Annotated in this window: 14 protein-coding genes and 1 tRNA gene; 11 read left to right on the top strand and 4 right to left on the bottom strand. The window is 66.0% G+C overall.

Translation table 11 applies throughout. From position 1 onward, the window contains the following. Nucleotides 1-24: 24 nt before the first annotated feature. The 3 genes from AC1DZT_RS16750 to AC1DZT_RS16740 are packed head-to-tail and all read left to right on the top strand — an operon-like array spanning nt 25 to nt 1,524. Complete coding sequence (locus AC1DZT_RS16750) at nt 25-633, top strand: RNA polymerase sigma factor (RefSeq protein WP_478007780.1); 609 nt, start codon at nt 25-27, stop codon at nt 631-633. After that, on the top strand, nt 630-1,019 hold the full coding sequence (locus AC1DZT_RS16745; protein WP_478007779.1) for a hypothetical protein: 390 nt from the start codon (nt 630-632) through the stop codon (nt 1,017-1,019). The genes AC1DZT_RS16750 and AC1DZT_RS16745 overlap by 4 nt, the downstream gene beginning before the upstream one ends. Nucleotide 1,020: 1 nt before the next feature. Beyond that, on the top strand, nt 1,021-1,524 hold the full coding sequence (locus AC1DZT_RS16740) for a periplasmic heavy metal sensor (protein WP_478007778.1): 504 nt from the start codon (nt 1,021-1,023) through the stop codon (nt 1,522-1,524). Nucleotides 1,525-1,532: 8 nt separating this feature from the next. Here the strand turns inward: AC1DZT_RS16740 and AC1DZT_RS16735 are convergent, their stop codons facing one another. Then, nucleotides 1,533-2,912, bottom strand: a complete 1,380-nt coding sequence (locus AC1DZT_RS16735) for a diguanylate cyclase (protein WP_478007777.1) — start codon at nt 2,910-2,912, stop codon at nt 1,533-1,535. A gap of 106 nt (nt 2,913-3,018) precedes the next feature. Here AC1DZT_RS16735 and AC1DZT_RS16730 point away from each other — a divergent pair, with 106 nt between their 5' ends. From AC1DZT_RS16730 to AC1DZT_RS16705, 6 genes are all read left to right on the top strand, one after another. Next, the gene (locus AC1DZT_RS16730; RefSeq protein ID WP_478007776.1) at nt 3,019-3,324 is read left to right on the top strand and encodes a DUF3572 domain-containing protein; all 306 of its coding nucleotides are present in this window, start codon (nt 3,019-3,021) and stop codon (nt 3,322-3,324) included. Nucleotides 3,325-3,343: 19 nt separating this feature from the next. Beyond that, on the top strand, nt 3,344-4,054 hold the full coding sequence (locus AC1DZT_RS16725) for an HAD family hydrolase (RefSeq protein WP_478007775.1): 711 nt from the start codon (nt 3,344-3,346) through the stop codon (nt 4,052-4,054). A gap of 123 nt (nt 4,055-4,177) precedes the next feature. Next, the gene (locus AC1DZT_RS16720; protein ID WP_478007774.1) at nt 4,178-5,734 is read left to right on the top strand and encodes a trimethylamine methyltransferase family protein; all 1,557 of its coding nucleotides are present in this window, start codon (nt 4,178-4,180) and stop codon (nt 5,732-5,734) included. An 84-nt stretch (nt 5,735-5,818) separates the two neighbouring features. After that, the gene (locus AC1DZT_RS16715; RefSeq protein WP_478007773.1) at nt 5,819-7,552 is read left to right on the top strand and encodes a DUF4153 domain-containing protein; all 1,734 of its coding nucleotides are present in this window, start codon (nt 5,819-5,821) and stop codon (nt 7,550-7,552) included. 66 nt (nt 7,553-7,618) lie between these two features. Further along, nucleotides 7,619-8,206, top strand: a complete 588-nt coding sequence (locus tag AC1DZT_RS16710) for a heme NO-binding domain-containing protein (RefSeq protein WP_478007772.1) — start codon at nt 7,619-7,621, stop codon at nt 8,204-8,206. Then, nucleotides 8,207-9,316 carry a diguanylate cyclase gene (locus tag AC1DZT_RS16705; protein ID WP_478007771.1) on the top strand — a complete coding sequence of 370 codons (1,110 nt, stop codon included), beginning with the start codon at nt 8,207-8,209 and terminating at the stop codon, nt 9,314-9,316. Between the two features lie 50 nt (nt 9,317-9,366). On the opposite strand, the gene AC1DZT_RS16700 is transcribed toward AC1DZT_RS16705, so the two are convergent. From AC1DZT_RS16700 to AC1DZT_RS16690, 3 genes are all read right to left on the bottom strand, one after another. Beyond that, nucleotides 9,367-9,441 (bottom strand) — tRNA-Glu (locus tag AC1DZT_RS16700). Nucleotides 9,442-9,541: 100 nt separating this feature from the next. After that, the gene (locus AC1DZT_RS16695; RefSeq protein WP_478007770.1) at nt 9,542-10,612 is read right to left on the bottom strand and encodes an AbrB family transcriptional regulator; all 1,071 of its coding nucleotides are present in this window, start codon (nt 10,610-10,612) and stop codon (nt 9,542-9,544) included. Between the two features lie 72 nt (nt 10,613-10,684). Then, a complete protein-coding gene (locus tag AC1DZT_RS16690) occupies nt 10,685-11,020 on the bottom strand; it encodes a hypothetical protein (RefSeq protein ID WP_478007769.1) in 336 nt (111 codons plus the stop codon). Between the two features lie 292 nt (nt 11,021-11,312). Between AC1DZT_RS16690 and AC1DZT_RS16685 the strand changes: the two genes are divergently transcribed. Both AC1DZT_RS16685 and AC1DZT_RS16680 read left to right on the top strand, forming a co-directional pair. Further along, entirely contained in the window at nt 11,313-15,641 is a 4,329-nt protein-coding gene (locus AC1DZT_RS16685; RefSeq protein ID WP_478007768.1) for a M10 family metallopeptidase C-terminal domain-containing protein, read from the top strand. Between the two features lie 315 nt (nt 15,642-15,956). Continuing rightward, complete coding sequence (locus tag AC1DZT_RS16680) at nt 15,957-17,075, top strand: sulfate ABC transporter substrate-binding protein (protein WP_478007767.1); 1,119 nt, start codon at nt 15,957-15,959, stop codon at nt 17,073-17,075.

Genomic DNA, 17,075 nt, shown 5'->3' with positions numbered 1-17,075 from the left:
GCCCCTTGTCTGTATCCCCACGGAATGCCCATGCCGCGCGACACATTGGACGAGGTTTCGGACGACACGCTCTTGGTGCTTTATGCCAATGGCGACCCCGATGCTGCCCGGATGCTGACCAGACGGCTTGCGCCGCGGGTGCTTGGCTATGCGACGCGGCTGCTGGCCGACCGGGCCGAGGCCGAGGATGTCACGCAGGAGGCGATGCTGCGCCTGTGGCGGATCGCCCCGGACTGGCGCAGCGGCGAGGCACAGGTCTCGACCTGGCTTTACCGCGTGGTGACCAACCTGTGCACCGACCAGCGCCGGGCGCGGGGCCGCAGGCCGGGCATCGGGCTTGACGAGGCGCCCGAGGTCGCCTCGGGCGATGTCTCGGCGGTGGCGGCCCTGATCGAGACTGACCGGATGGCGGCCCTGACCGAGGCGCTGGCCTGCCTGCCCGACCGGCAGCGTCAGGCCGTGGTCCTGCGCCACATCGAGGGCTTGTCGAACCCCGAGATCGCCGGCGTCATGCAACTGGGCGTCGAGGCGGTCGAAAGCCTCACGGCGCGGGGAAAACGGGCGCTGACGGCGATTTTGTCGGGGCGCAAGGCGGAACTGGGCTATGAGGGTGAAGAGGAAGAGGTGGGATGATGGACAAGAACATTGATCTGGACGCAATGTTTGCCGAGGCGGCGGCGCAGCCGGCGCGGGTCTCGCCCGATCTGATGGCGCGCCTGCTCTCCGATGCCGACATGGCGCAGCCCCGCCCGCAGGCCCTTGCCCCACAAGCCCTTTCCGGGACCGCGCCGCGCCGCGCCGGCTGGCTTTCCGCCCTGGCCGAGGCTTTGGGCGGGCGGCGGGCGCTGGCCGGGCTGTCGCTGGCCGGGCTGACCGGGCTTTTCCTCGGCGTGGTCCAGCCCACCGGTGTCCAGTCGCTGACGACGCTTTTGTCGCAGTCCACGGTGACGGCGGACCAGATGGACCTTTTGCCTGCGCCAGATACGATCTGGCCTGACACCGACCGGACGGGGAATTGAGATGACCGAGCAGAAGATCGCGCCGCAACCCTCCGCGCGCAACAATGTGGTGCGCTGGGCGCTGGTGGCCTCGCTGGCGGTCAATCTGACCGTGGCGGGGCTGGCGCTCGGCGCCTATCTGCACGGGCCGCCCCCCGCGCATGGCGGCTTCCGCGACCTCGGCTTCGGCCCCTATGACGCCGCCCTGCAGCCCGCCGACCGCGAGGCGTTGCGCAGCGCGATGCGGGCCAAGGCGGGCGATCTGGCGGCCTTGCGCGGCCAGATGGCGGCGGACAATGCAGCGATCCTCGCGGCGCTGCGCGCAACGCCCTTTGACGCGGGTCAGCTGACCGCCGCGCTGGATGCGCAGCAGAGCCATCTTGGCGCGCGGATGAAGCTTGGAAGCGACACGATCGGCGCCTACCTTGTCAGCCTCGCGCCGCAGGACCGCACCGCCTTTGCCGACCGGCTGGAAAAGCGCCTGCTGCGCGGCCGCGACACGAGCCCACCGGCGCCGGGCAACTGAGCCTCGCCTCAGGCGGCGTGGCGCACGATGGTCACCTGGTTGCGGCCATGGGTCTTGGAATGCATCAGGGCGCGGTCGGCCTGGGCCACCAGATCGGCCACCGAAGCCGGGTCCGAAGGCGCCGCCCCGCCCGTCGTCAGCCCGATCGAGATGGTGACCGGCACGCGCATCCCGTCGCTGAGGATCACGGGGGCCTTTTCCATCGCGCGGCAAAGGCGTTCGGCGGCGACCTGCGCCTCGCTCAGGATCGTGTTGGGCAGGGCGATCAGGAATTCCTCACCGCCGATGCGGGCCAGAAGGTCGGTGGCGCGCAGGTTGGCAGCAAGGCGGGTCGCCACCTCGACCAGGACGGTATCGCCCGCGGCATGGCCCCAGCGGTCGTTGACCGATTTGAAACGATCGATATCCACCACCATGACGGCAAATTCATCGCCATCGGCGCGGGCACGGTCGGCAATGGCGTTCAGCTGCGCCGTGCCGTAGCGGCGGTTGTGCAGCCCGGTCAGCGGATCGAACACCGCCATCCGCAAGCCGTCCTGCACCGAGGCGCGCATCCGGTCGCCCTCCTGCTTGCGCTGGACCAGCGTGTGCAGCCGCAGCGCCAGTTCGGCCGCGGGCGTGGCGGCATCGACGACATCATTGGCGCCAAGGTCAAAGGCCGTCGCGGCAAGGCCCGGCGGCGTCGCGGCGTTGAAGATGCAGAAGGCCGAATGCCGCGTGGTGGCGCGCGACAAAAGCTCGGACATCATGCGCAGACCGCCGCCCTGGCCGCCCAGATCGGCATGGATCAGGTAGACATCGGGCACCTGCGCCCCGTGATCGGCATGGACCTCATCCGGGGCGAGAAGCTGGAAGCGGTCCAGCCCGCTGGCGGCCAGATCGCGGCGCAGCTTCATCGCCTGTTCGCCCTTGGGCATGATGATGGCGACATGGCCGGGGATCTCGAACGAAGCCATCGGCTCGGCCAGGCCCAGCACCTGCAGGTCGCGCTCGGGCGCATGGATGCCGGCCAGCGTTTCTCGTGCGCGCAGAAGGCCGCGCAGACGCGCCAGCAGGGTCTGGTCATCGACCGAGCGGACCAGAAGATCCTCCGCCCCGGCGCGCAGGGCGGCCATCCGCAGGTTGGCATCGGCCTCTGTCGAGAACATCACCACCGGAATGCCACGGGTCTGCGGATGCGCCTTCAGCGCCTTGAGCACCTCGATCCCGGTGCGGTCCTGCAGGAAGAGGTGCAGAAGGATGATGTCGGGTTCTTCCTGCACGGCCAGCCGCAGGCAGGTCGCCGCATCCGCGGCCGTCACCGTCTGATAGCCGGCGGCGGTCAGTTTGACCTTGAAGACGATGCGGTTTGTCGACACATCATCAACTATGAGGATTTTGCCGATCATCCTGGAATGGCCCGTCCCACACTCGATTGGCCTCCAGTCTGGGTCTCAAGTGGTTAAGAATTCCTTTCCGACTCCATAACCAATTCGTGAAAGTTCGAGGTATCCGATGGCGAATCCGAAGCAGAATGGCCAGATCGGGCGGGAATCCGCCGAAATCATTGGCGCGCAAGCCCTCGCATGGGTCGCTGGCGAGCCAGACCGCATTAACGCCTTCCTTAACCTGAGCGGGCTTTCCCCCGCGGAACTGATGGCCCAGGCCGCCGATCCGCGGGTTCTGGGCGCGGTGCTGGACTATGTCATGACCGAGGATGCGCTGGTCATGGCCTTTTGCGACGAGATGGGTCTGGCCTATACCGTGCCACAGGCGGCACGGGCGGCCTTGCCGGGCGGCGAGGTGTATCATTGGACTTGAAGACAGGGGCGACAGAGAGATGAGCGGGACGCAGATCAAGGCCGTGATCTTTGACAAGGACGGCACGCTCTTTGATTTCCGGTTGAGCTGGGGCGGCTGGACGGCGGCGCTTCTCAAGGACCTCGCCCCCTATACCGAGGATGGTGCCGTGGCGCTGGCCAAGACCCTCGGCTTTGATCCCAGGACCGTGCAATTCGCCCCCGACAGCGTGGTGATCGCCCGCACGATGTACGAGATCGCCGAGCTGATCCATCCGCATCTGGAGGGGATGACGTTGAAAGCGCTGATGGCGCGGATGGATGCACTGGGCGTGCAGGCGCCGATGATGCCGGCGGTGCCGCTGCGCGAGGTTCTGGGCGGGCTCAGGGCGCGCGGGCTGAAGCTTGGCCTTGCGACCAATGACACCGAGGGCCCGGCCCGCGCCCATCTGGACGGGGCGGGGGTGATCGACCTCTTCGACTTCATCGCCGGCTGCGATTCCGGCTATGGCGGCAAACCGGCGCCGGGGCAGCTTCTGGCCTTTGCGGCGGCGGTGGGCGTCCCCGCCCGCCAGATCGCGATGGTCGGCGACAGCCTGCATGACCTCGACGCCGCACGGGCCGCCGGGATGAAGGGCGTGGGCGTGCTGACCGGCCCCGCCCTGCGTGCCACGCTGACGCCGCATGCCGATGTCGTCCTGGGAACGATTGCGGAACTTGGCGCCTGGATCGACGGGCTTCCGCAGGTTTGAACCGCCCCTCATCCAAAAACGACGCTTTCGCGTCGGGAAATGAGTGCGCGCCGCCGGGCGCTTTCCGTCATCCTCTGCGCAAGGACCAAGGGGCCTGACCGCCCGCGACAGGAGGATACGCCGATGACCGAAGAGCCCGCCAAGCGCCGCAGGGCAGGGGGCAGAGCCGGTAACAAGGAGCGTGCCGGCCCTTCCGTTATCGACCAGATGCCCTGGCGGATTCCGGTCAACCCGGACCGGCCGACCGAGCCCCTGGATGCCGATGGCGTCGAGGCCATTCACCGCGGGGCGATGAAGGTCCTGCGCGACATCGGGATCGAGTTCCTCAATCCCGTGGCGGTGGATCACCTGCGCGAGGCGGGCTGCATCGTCAACGGCACCAATGTCCGCATGGACGAGGATTTCGTGATGGAGATGCTGGCCCGCGCGCCGGAGACCTTCACCATCACCCCGCGCAATCCCGAACGCGAAGTGATCATGGGCGGCAAGCACATGCTCTTCGTCAACGTCTCCTCGCCGCCGAGCTCCTGGGATCTGGAACGCGGCAAACGCTCGGGCGATTTCGAGACCTTCAAGGATTTCATGCGGTTGACCCAGTATTTCAACTGCATCCACATCGCGGGCGGCTATCCGGTCGAACCGGTCGACATCCACCCTTCGGTGCGCCACCTCGATTGCCTTTATGAAAAGCTGACCCTGACCGACAAGGTCGTCCACGCCTATTCGCTTGGCGCCGAGCGGGTCGAGGATGTGATGGAAATGGTCCGCATCGCGGGCGGTCTGACCGAGGAAGAGTTCCAGGCCAAGCCGCGGATGTATACCAACATCAACTCGGTCTCGCCGCTGAAGCACGACTATCCGATGCTGGATGGTGCGATGCGGCTGGCCAAGCGCGGCCAACCGGTGGTGATCACGCCCTTCACGCTGGCCGGTGCGATGGCACCGGTCACCATGGCCGGGGCGGTGACGCTGTCGCTGGCCGAGGCTTTGGCGGCGGTTGCCCTCCTTCAATACATCGCGCCGGGCTGCCCGGTGGCGATCGGCACCTTCACCTCCAACGTCGACATGAAATCCGGCGCGCCGGCCTTTGGCACGCCGGAATACATGCGTGCCACCCAGATGACCGGGCAACTGGTGCGCAAGTACAAGCTGCCCTTGCGCTCCTCCGGCGTTTGTGCGGCCAATGTGCCGGACGGGCAGTCGATGTGGGAAACCTCCAACAGCCTCTGGGCTGCGGTGCAAAGCCGGACCAACATGGTCTATCACGCGGCGGGCTGGCTGGAGGGCGGGCTGATCGCCTCGCCCGAGAAGTTCATCATGGACTGCGAGGTCCTGCAGATGATCCAGCGCTATTTCGAACAGGCGACCTTCGCCACCACCGAGGACGACATCGCGATCGAGGCGATCCGCGATGTCGGCCCCTCGGGCCATTACTTCGGCACGCCGCACACCCAGTCGCGCTATGCCAATGCCTTCTACGCGCCCTTCATCTCGGACTGGCGCAATTACGAGGCCTGGCAGCTGGATGGTGCGGTCTGGACGGTGGAACGGGCGCACAAGATGTACAAGGCCATCATGGCCGAGTTCGTGCCGCCGCCGATGAACGGCGACCATCAGGAGGAGCTGCGCCGCTTCGTCGCCCGCCGCAAGCAGGAAGGCGGCGCGCCGACCGACTTCTGATGCCGGAAGCCCCTGCGCCGAAGGTCGGGTGCCCATTTCCATTCCCCCCGCTTCCGGCCTAAACAGGGGGAAACGGAGGCGGACATGGCAAAGCTACGCGGGATGATGGCGCTGATCGGCGCTTTGGCGGGGGCTAGCCTCTACGCGCTGGGCCAGCTGATCGAGACGCATTGGCTGGTCGGGCTGCCGGCGCTGGCGGCGGCGGTGCTGGCGGGCGTGTTCTTCGGCGGGCTCTTGATCCTGACCGGCCCCCTGTCCCTTGGCCGGGCCGTGGTCTGGACCGGCGGGATCGCGCTCGCCGTCGCCGCCATGTTCAGCTTTGCCGCCCTGCGCTTTGCCGATCCGGAAGGCATCGCCGGCTCTGAAGTGGCGGTGGTCGCCCTTTTCGTGCTGGTCTGGCTGCCCTGGCCCTTCGTCATTGCAAGCCAGGAGGGCGGCTGGCGCGATTATCCCAGCCTTTTTCTCGAAAGCTGGGGCATCGTGGTGCGGATCAGCGTCGCGCTGGTCTTCACCGCCATCGTCTGGCTGGTGATCTGGCTGTCGCAGGCCCTCCTCGATCTGGTCGGCGTCGGCGTGATCGACCTGGTGCTGGCCGAGCCCATCGCGCCCTGGCTGATCACCGGGCTGGTGCTGGGCCTGTCGATGGCCGTGGTCAACGAACTGGCCGATGTGCTGACGCCCGGGCTGGTGCTGCGGCTGTTCCGGCTTCTGGTGCCGGTGGTGCTTCTGGTGATGGCGGTCTTCCTGATCGCGCTGCCGCTGCGCGGGTTTTCCACGATCTTCGGCCTCGTCTCCTCCACCGCGATGCTGCTGGCCATGGTGGCGGTGGCGGTGACCCTCGTGACCTCGGCGCTGGACCAAGAGGATGCGACGGCGACCCATTCCGGCTTCATGGTCCTGTCGGCGAGGGCCCTTGCGGCGATCGTCGTGCTGCCGGCGGGTCTGGCCGCCTGGACGCTGGGCCTGCGCGTGATGGCGCATGGCTGGACACCGCCGCGGCTTCTGGCGGCCAGCCTGACGGTCCTTGCCCTCGGCTACGGGCTGGCCTACCTCGTCGCCGTGCTGCGCGGGCGGGCCTGGATGGAGCGGATCCGCCAAGCGAATATCTGGCTGGCGCTGACGATGCTGGCGATGGCGGCGCTGTGGCTGACGGTTCTGAGCCCCGAAAGGATCTCTGCCGCAAGCCAGCTGGCGCGGATCGGCGATGGGCGCGCCAGGGTCGAAGAGATTGATCTGCATGTCTTCTCGCAATGGGGCCATGCCGGCACGGCGGCTCTTTCGCGCCTGCACGAGATGGCCAAGACCAATCCGCCGCTGGCCGCAAGACTGACCGCGCTCGAGACGGCAGAGGCCACGGGCGAGCCGGTGCCGCAGGATTTGGCAGCACTTCAGGCCGGGCTTGCCGCCGCGCTGCCACTGCAGCCCGACACCGAAGCGACCCGGGCCCTGCGGGGGCGCATCCTCGCCGAAGTCTCGCTTTACGATCTGCAGTCCTGGCAGGCCGCCTGTGACGCGCATCTGCCGCAGGGCGGGCCGGGCTGCGTGCTGGTCGTGGCGAATTTCCTGCCCGAGACGCCGGGAGAGGAAGCCCTGCTGATCGCCCGCAACCGCGACGGCTACATGATGCTGCAGGGGTTCAGCTTTGCGGAAGGTCAGCTGCGCTGGCATTCGGTGACCTCCTACCAGGGCAATCTGCCGGGCTATGACCAGGGCACCGCCCTGATCGACAGCTTGCAGAAGGCGCCGGCGCCCCTGGCCGCCATGCCGCTGATGCAGATGAAACTGCCCGAGGCGCCGGGATTGGTGCTGGCCCCCTGAGGGAAGGGGGGCCGTTGGAAGGTTCTTAACCCCTTGCCACTAGCATGCAGACAAATGAGGGCACGCATGCTGGGTTTGATCAACCGATCCTTACAGTTTTTCCTGAGCGACACCTACGGGATGCCGCTCTGGGAGACTGTCGCGAAAGAGGCGGGAATCGGGATCTCCGGCTTTGAATCGATGCTGTCCTATGAAGACAAGGTGACCGACCGCGTGCTCGACATCGCCTCGGCCACGCTGCGCCGCCCGCGGGAATCGCTGATGGAGGATCTGGGCACCTATCTGGTCAGCCATGAAAGCCTTGGCACCGTGCGGCGGCTCTTGCGGTTTTCGGGGGTGAATTTTTATGACTTCCTCAATTCGGTGGAGGAATTGCCCGAACGGGGCCGTCTGGTCCTGCCCGAACTGGAACTGCCGGACATGAACCTGACCGATCTGGGCGGCGGGCATTTCCGCCTGCGCTGTGTCTCGCCGCTGGTGGGGGCAGGGCATATCGTGATGGGCCTTCTGCGGGCCATGGCCGATGATTATGGCGCGCTGGTGCTTCTGGAACATCAGGGCACCGACCGGGGGGCAGAGGTGATCTCGGTCCAGATCGCCGACCAGTCGCTTTATGAAGCGCGCCCATTCAGCCTTGGCTTGTCGGTGGGTTGAATGATCAAAGCTGACGCTGCTTCCTTCCTGCCCATGCCGGTCGAGGCGTTTGACCGGCTGATGCCCCTGCATGTCCGCGTCGATGCGACCGGGCGGATCACCGGCTATGGCCCGACGCTGGCCAAGCTGATTTCCGGGCAGGAGTTTCTCTATCCCGCGGATGCGCCCCCGCTGGACGAGGCTTCGGCGCGGGCGGCCGCGGCACAGGCCCTGATCGGCCGCCAGCTCTTCGAGGTTTTCGATCTGCGCCGCCCCTCGGGGCTGAGCTCGATCGCCGATCTGATGCTCCACGCCGGGGAAAGGTTGCGGCTTTCGTTGCGCCATGCGCAAAGGCCGGTGCCGTTTCGCGGCCTTGCCATGCCGCTCGGCCATGGCGCGGGGATGATCCTGAACCTGTCCTTCGGCATCGGCGTGGTCGATGCCGTGCGCAGTTTTGCCCTGACCGATGGCGATTTCGCCGCCACCGACCTCGCGGTCGAAATGATGTATCTGGTCGAGGCGAAGACCGCCGCGATGGAGACTCTGAAAGGCTTCGCGCTGCGCCTGCAGGGCGACAAGCAGATGGCCGAAACCCAGGCGATGACCGATACGCTGACCGGGCTGCGCAACCGCCGCGCCCTGGCCCAGGTGCTGGATCGGCTGACCCGCTCCGGCGTGCCCTTCGGCCTGATGCACATCGACCTCGATTTCTTCAAGGCGGTCAATGACACGCTGGGCCATGCCGCGGGCGACCACGTGTTGCGCTGGGTGGCCGAGGTTCTGAGCAAGCAGATCCGCGCCGAAGACACCGTGGCCCGGGTCGGCGGCGATGAATTCGTCGCCGTCCTGCCCGAACTTATCGAACCCGCCCCGCTCGAGGCCATCGCCCGCCGCATCATCGACACGCTGACCCAGCCCATCCCTTTCGAGGATCGCAGCTGCCGGATCTCGGCCTCGATCGGAATCACCACCTCGGTCGCCTATCCGGTGCCGGAGATCGCCCGGATGCAGCATGACGCGGACGAGGCGCTTTACGCCTCCAAACGCGCGGGGAGGGGGCGGGCGCATTTCCATCGCGCGGGCGACGGCACCAACGATCCCGGCCCCCTGCGCGGGCGGCGCAAGGCGTGACCGCATGGCGCAGCGCAAGGCCCTGACACGACAGCATATTCAAAGGGAAGTGGCAGCCCGTAGGGGAGTCGAACCCCTCTTACCTGGTTGAAAACCAGACGTCCTAACCGATAGACGAACGGGCCACTGGCGCGCTGATTAAGCGAGGTCGGCGCGCGCTGCAAGAGGGGAAATCGCAGAAAAACGAAGGAATCGCCATCGACCGGGGTCAAGCCTGCCCAAGGCTCAGCCCTGCGCCGCCTTGCCGCCCGACAGAAGCCGCGCCATCGCCGGGCCGATGAACAGGATCAAGAGGAATCGCGACATCTGCATCGCCATCACGAAGGGCACGTCGACCGGGGCCGAGGCGGCGATGATCGCCACGGAATCGGCGCCGCCCGGGCTGGTGGCGAGATAGGCGGTCAGCGGGTCGATCCCGGCGAAACGCACCAGGACCCAGGCCGCAACCCCGCAGGTGGCCAGCAGGGCCAGGATCGAGGCGAAGACGCGGGGAAAGATCCGCGCCACATGGTTCAGGATCGCCGGGGTGAAGCGCAGGCCGATCGCCCAGCCGATCGCGGTATAGGCTAGCGCCAGAAGCCAGGGCGGCAGGACGATCTCGACGAGGCCGAGGTGGACCAGCGCCATGCCGCCCAGCATCGGCACCAGGAAACTGCCCCCCGGCACCCGCAGCCAGATCCCGCCATAGGCCAGGGCCGCGGCGAGGCCGAAGGTCAGCGCGACCCCGACGGGTGAGACCGGCGGAAACCAGACGATGCCGGGCCCGGCACCGGGCGCCACGCCGAAGGCGCGCGCCACCAGCGCCGCGGCAAGCGCCACGCAGGCCACCCGCAGATACTGCATGAAGGCGACGAGGCGGATATCGGCGCCATAATCCTGGGAAATCACCGTCATGACCGAGGCCGCCCCCGGCGCCGAGCCCCAGATCGCCGTCGTCCCGGGCAAAAGCCCCGACCGCGCCAGCCCCCATCCCAGCAGCCCCGACATCACCAGCGTCGACAGCGTGCCCGCCACCACGATGGGCCATTTCTGCGCCACCTCCGCCAGAAGCGAACTCGGCAGGATCGTCGCGATCATCAGCCCGACCAGGCCCTGCGACAGGGTCATGCTGGCGGCAGGCAAGGCCACGCCGCGGCCGCGCAGCGCCCGAAGGATCGCCGCCGCCATCGGCCCGAGCAACAGCGCTGCGGGCAGGTGGAGCATCTCGAACCCGGCGGTCAGCGCGCCCGACAGCCCGACCAGAAGGCCCCAGCGCAGCGCGCTGCCGCGCCATGAGGAGGAAGGCGTCATGCTCATCTCGGTCACCCGTATTCCGCTGTGTCGCGGCCTATCAGGTCCCTGCGGCAGGTGAAAGCCGGGCCTGCGGCTTCAGCGGAAGTAGGGCACCTGCCGGGCGAGGGGCGTGTCGCCGAAGCGTGCCAGGAGCTGCTGCCAGGCCTCGGGTGTGCCGGCGAGGCGGGCGGCGTCGAAGGCCGCGACCGCCGGCGCATCGGCCCCCGCCGCGGCCCGAAGTGCTGCGGTGCTGTCGGGACGCGGGCGGTTGCGCAGGTAGCTGCGGGCATCCTCGGCGAAGGCGTCCTCGGGGTGGCGCCAGAGAAACATGATCAGCGCGGCACTGCTGTTGGCGGCCAGCGCCTGATCCAGCACCGGGTTGCGCACCCGCGAACCGGGCGGTCCGGGCGGGGTTTTGTGATCGATCGGCATCGGCGTCCGTCCTGCATCCTGGGGTTGAGTGTGGTCCGGTTGCGCCGCCCCCTGACCCGAGCCGAGGGCGGGTCCCGAACCCCCGGCCGCACAGGCCAGAAGCACCGTCAGCAGAGGCAGCGTGGCCAGAAAACAAAGCCGGCGCATCGGGTTAGCCCTCTCCCTTGCCGCAAACAAATCACGCGCATTTGTTCGAATGTTGCGAGAATCACCCTGCAGCTATAAGCTTATTGCGGGGTAGGGGGCTTGAATTTAAAGCAACCATTTGATTTTTATCAGGAGTGTTTCAAACATGGCACATGACGGTGGATCACGCTTCGATCACGTTTCGGTGTTCTCGAGTGACCTTGATGCGAAGATCGCACTGGGCGAGGGGGAGGATGGATCGCCGTCCGACCCCGTGCCACCGCTGGGGGCGGCGGGCGGTTCGGGCCATCTGGGTAGCCTGTCGCTGTCGGACGCGGGGGGCTCGGACAGCACCGCCTCCGACCTGCTGGCGGATGACAATCAGGGGTTGAGCGGCGGCACTTTGGACGCGGACCTCACCTCGGTGGTGGCGGCGACCGAGTCGCTTTCGGCGGGGACCGCCTCCTGGCTGGTGCCGCATGACGTGGCGATTTCAAGCTCGATGGCGGGGACCACGCTGCAGGGCTGCGCCTGCCCGATGTGTTCGGGGAATTACAACACGGGCGCCGTCGACACCTCGCTCGGCGCGGACGCTCTGGCGGCCCCCGGCCCGGCGGGCAGCCTGCAGACCCTGGCCGATTACCTGCGCGTCGGCTTCTGGAGCGATTTCAGCGGCACCGGCTCGCGCTGGTTCAACATGACCAATTCGGGTGCCGGGGCCAACAACGGCACGCTCTTTTACAACGTGACGGGGTGGACCGGGTCGCTGACCACGGTCTATGGCACCGAATCCGACAGCAACGGCATCAGCGCTGCCCGGGCCGACATGGTGCGCGCAGCCTTCGCCCTTTACCACGCCGTCCTTGGCATCAATTTTGTCGAGACGACCTCGACCGGCGACGAGGTGGATTTCTTCTTCAAGGATTCCACCTCGGGCCAGGCCTATGAGGCCGAAAAGCTGATCTCGGGCACCGGCGGGGCGATGGATTACGCGGTGATCAACGTGGCATCCGGCTGGTCGGGCGGCAGTTCCAACATCGGCGGCACCAACGGCTACACGTTCCAGACCTTCCTGCACGAGATCGGCCATGCCCTGGGTCTGGGCCACCAGGGGCTTTACAACGCCGGTTCGGGCAGCCCGACCTATGCCAATTCGGCGCAATGGGCCAATGACAGCTGGCAGCAGACGATGATGTCCTATTGGGACCAGTCGGCCAATACCGAGAAGTCGACCGATTCCTATGCCCAGCTCGTCTCCCCCATGGCGGTGGACTGGATCGCGCTGAACGCGCTTTATTCCGGCCAGGGCTATGGCACGAGCAATGCCTTCACCGGCAATACGATCTGGGGCTTTGGCACCAACATCAGTGCTGCGACCAGCGCGGCCTTCAACGGGCTGGCCACCTTTGCCGCCACAAATGCCTTCACCATCGTCGATGGCGGCGGTGTCGATACGGTCGACTTCTCCAACTACAATGTCGACCAGCTGATCAACCTGCAGTTCTCGTCCTCGAGCGCGACCCATGCCACGCTGTCCAGCGTCGGCGGCCTGGTGGACAACATGTCCATCGCGGTCGGCACCATCATCGAGAACGCCACTTCCGGCGCGGGCAATGACACGCTCTACGGCAACTCGGTCGCCAATGTGCTGACCGGCAATGGCGGCCAGGACTATATCTTTGCCTATGAGGGCAATGACGCCGTCTATGGCGGCAGCGGCAACGACTCGCTTTATGGCTATACCGGCGACGACACGATCAATGACGGGACGGGCAGCGACATCGTCTATGGCGGCGAGGGCAATGACCTGATCCTGGTCGGCGACACCTCCTTCTCCGGCGACAGTTTCGATGGCGGCACGGGCACCGACACGCTCAGCTACGAACTGCAGAACTGGAACACGCCGTTCAGCCCGATCGTCTTCGACTTCAACACCCATACCGCCAGCTTCAACGGCTTTTCCGAAAGCTTCACCAGCATCGAGATCTTCAAGGGCAGCCAGGGCGACGAGACGATCATCTCGGACGGCGGCGGCGAGGTCTTCTACGGCCTCGATGGCAATGACAGCATGGCTTCGGGCCTCGGCGGCGAGACGATGTATGGCGGCAATGGCACCGACGTCATCGACCACCGCGCCTTCAACGGCGCCTATACCTTCAACATGAGCACCGGCCTGACCAATTTCGGCAACGAGCTCTATCAGGGCTTCGAGATCGTCTATATGGGCAATGGCGCCAATACGGTGACCGGCGCCTCCGGCAACGAGACGATCTATGGCGGCACCGGCGTTGACATCATCAATGACGGTTCGGGCGGCGACAGCGTCTATGGCGGCGACGGCAACGACATCCTCAACGCCGGCGATTCCAACTTCGGGTCGGGCGATGCCTGGTTCGGCGGCGCCGGCACCGATACCCTCAGTTTTGCCGCCTACAGCTGGGGCAGCCCCGGTTCGCCGGTCGTCTTCAACTTCAGCACCGGCATCGCCAGCTACAATGGCTTCAGCGAGACCTTCTCCAGCATCGAGATCTTCCAGGGCAGCCAGGGCGACGAGACGATCATCTCCGACGGCGGCAACGAGACCTATTACGGCAATGACGGCAACGACAGCATGGTCTCGGGCATCGGCAACGAGACGATGTATGGCGGCAATGGCACCGATGTCATCGACCACCGCGCCTGGAATGGCGCTTACACCTTCGACATGGGCACCGGCCTGACCAACTTCACCGAGCTCTACCAGGGCTTCGAGATCGTCTACATGGGCAATGGCACCAATACGGTGACCGGCTCCTCGGGCGCCGAGACGATCTATGGTGGCACCGGCGTCGACATCATCAACGACGGCGCGGGCGGCGACAGCGTCTATGGCGGCGACGGCAACGACATCTTCAACGCCGGCGATTCGAGCTTCGGGTCGGGCGACGCCTGGTTCGGCGGCAATGGCATCGACACGCTCAGCTTCGCCGCCTACAGCTGGGGCAACCCCGGTTCGCCGGTCGTCTTCAATTTCCTCACCGGGATCGCGAGCTACAACGGCTTCAACGAAAGCTTTGCCGGGATCGAGATCTTCCAGGGCAGCCAGGGCGATGAGACGATCATCTCGGACGGCGGCGCCGAGACCTTCTACGGCAATGACGGCAACGACAGCATGGTCTCGGGCCTTGGCGACGAGACGATGTATGGCGGCAACGGCATCGACGTGATCGACCACCGCGCCTTTGACGGCACCTATGTCTTCGACATGGCGACGGGCCTGACGAACTATGGCGGCGAGCTCTACCTCGGCTATGAAATCGTCTACATGGGCGACGGCAATGACAGCGTCACCGGCACCTCGGCCGATGATGTGATCTATGGCGGAGTCGGCGATGACACGATCAATGCCGGCCTCTCCGGTCTGGGCGATCAGGTCTTCGGCGGCGACGGCAATGACCGCATCGTGGCACGGGCCGGCACCTCGACGCTGGACGGCGGCGCGGGCACCGACACGCTGGACACTGCGGCCTTCTCGACCGGCCTCTTGCTCGACATGGGCACCGGCGCGACCAATATCGCGGGGCAGTCCTTCGTCGGCTTCGAAGTGGCCGTGATGGGCAAAGGCAACGATACCGTGACCGGCTCGTCCAACGTGGATTCGATCTATGGCGGGCTCGGCAGTGACAGCATCTCTGGCGGCGGCGGTCGGGATGCGCTTTACGGCGGCGGCGGCGCTGACCAGTTCCACTATGTCTCCGGCGAGGGCTATGACGACATCTACGGCGGCGCCGGGATCGACAACGTGGTGCTGGACAGCTTCTTCGGTGACAGCCATGTCATCGACCTCGGGCTTGGAACCTGGATCGTCGACGGCATCTTCAGCGCCGATTTCCAGGGCATCGAGCAGGTGACTGTCGGCGACGGCAACGATTCCATCACGGGCGGCGCCGTCAACAACCTGATCACCCTCGGCAGCGGCAATGACACGGCCAATGGCCTGGCCGGCAATGACGTCATCAACGGCGATGCCGGCAACGACCTGTTGCAGGGTGGGGCGGGCAATGACGTGCTGCATGGCGGCACCGACAACGACAATCTGATCGGCAATGCCGGCGACGACACGCTGACCGGCGATGATGGCAACGACACGGTGCAGGGCTCGGACGGCAACGACATGCTGCTGGGCAATTTCGGCAACGACTTCATGCTCGGCGGCACCGGGAATGACACGCTCAGCGGCGGCAATGGCAATGACACGATGGATGGCGGCGACGGGGATGACACGTTCATCTTCCTCGGGGCTTTTGGCGTCGATCGGATCACCCACTTCAGCCTTGCCGGGACCGCGGAGGTGATCAGCTTTGCCGGGGTCGCCGCGATCACCAGTTTTGCCGATCTGGTGGCCAATCACCTGTCGATGGTGGCGGGCAACGCGGTGATCACCTCGGGCGCCAATACGCTGACCCTGGTCGGCATCCAGGCCACCGATCTGCAGGCCGACGACTTCGTCTTCTGACCCTGCGGCGCAACCCCCCGCAATGCCATGACCCCCGGCCCCGCACAGGGCCGGGGGTTTGCATTTGTGCAACCTCATGCCCTGCAACAACCGCTTCCGCCCGCGCCGGATGCCATCTGCCGCGCCGTCACGAATCGAGACGCGGCGCAGCCCGCAGCGACCGGCGCAGATGCCCATTTCTTCATCAGGCGCCCGCGCAGAATCTGATTCTATAAACACGATGGATTTAGGCGTGAATTTTTTCTTGCAAATCACTACAAAGACTGTCGTGATATGCGTGTAAGGCAGACAGATGCCAGAGATGAGGAGACGATCATGTTCAGGACCATCACCATCGCCGGAACCATCACCGCCCAGGGCACCCAGGTGCGCGAGCATCAGGACGGACGGGTGACGATTTCGACCGGCAGCCAGCACTTCACCGGCTTTCCGGTCCGCCGCATGATCAAGGGCGCGCTTGCGGCCTTCGTTCTGGGCCTGGCCTTCCTCGGCGGCCAACCGCAGGCGGCGAGCGCGCAATCGCTTCTGAACGTCAGCTACGACCCGACGCGCGAGCTTTATGCCGACCTCGACAAGGCTTTCAGCGATTACTGGGTGGCGCAGGGCAATCCCGCGCCCGAGATCAAGGCCTCGCATGGCGGGTCGGGCGCCCAGGCCCGCGCGGTGATCGAGGGGCTGGATGCGCAGGTCGTGACCCTGGCGCTCGCCGCCGACATCGACAAGATCGCCGGCACCGGCAAGCTGCCGAAGGATTGGCAAAGCAAACTGCCGCACAATTCCTCGCCCTATACTTCGACCATCGTCTTCCTCGTCCGCCACGGCAATCCCAAGGGCATCAAGGACTGGCCCGATCTGATCAAGGATGGCGTCGAAGTCATCACGCCGAACCCCAAGACCTCGGGCGGGGCGCGCTGGAACTACCTCGCCGCCTGGGCCTGGGCCGAGAAGGCGGGGCAGGACCCCAAGGCCTTCGTCAAGGCGCTCTATTCCCACGTTCCGGTCCTGGACAAGGGCGCCCGCGACAGCACCACGACCTTCACCCAGCGCGAGATCGGCGACGTTCTGCTGGCCTGGGAGAACGAGGCCTACCTCGCCCAGAAAGAGCTTGGCGCCGATCAATATGACATCGTGATCCCCTCGGTCTCGATCCTGGCCGAACCTCCGGTGGCGCTGGTCGAAGGCAATATCCATGACGATGCGCAAAAGAAGCTGGCCGAGGCCTATCTGAACTTCCTCTACACGCCCGAGGCGCAAGCCATCATCTTCAAGGACTTCTACCGCGGCTGGGATACGTCCAAGGCCGATCCGGCCGATGTGGCGCGCTTCCCCAAGCTTGATCTGGTGGATATCAGCCACTTTGGCGGCTGGGCCAAGGTCCAGAAAGAGCAGTTCGCCGATGGCGGCATCTTCGACCAGATCTATACCGCGAACTGA

This window comes from Rhodobacter sp. P1_C2 (genome assembly GCF_056406375.1).
The sequence above is the reverse complement of the archived record's forward strand: the minus strand, read 5'-3'. Positions and strand labels throughout refer to the sequence as shown.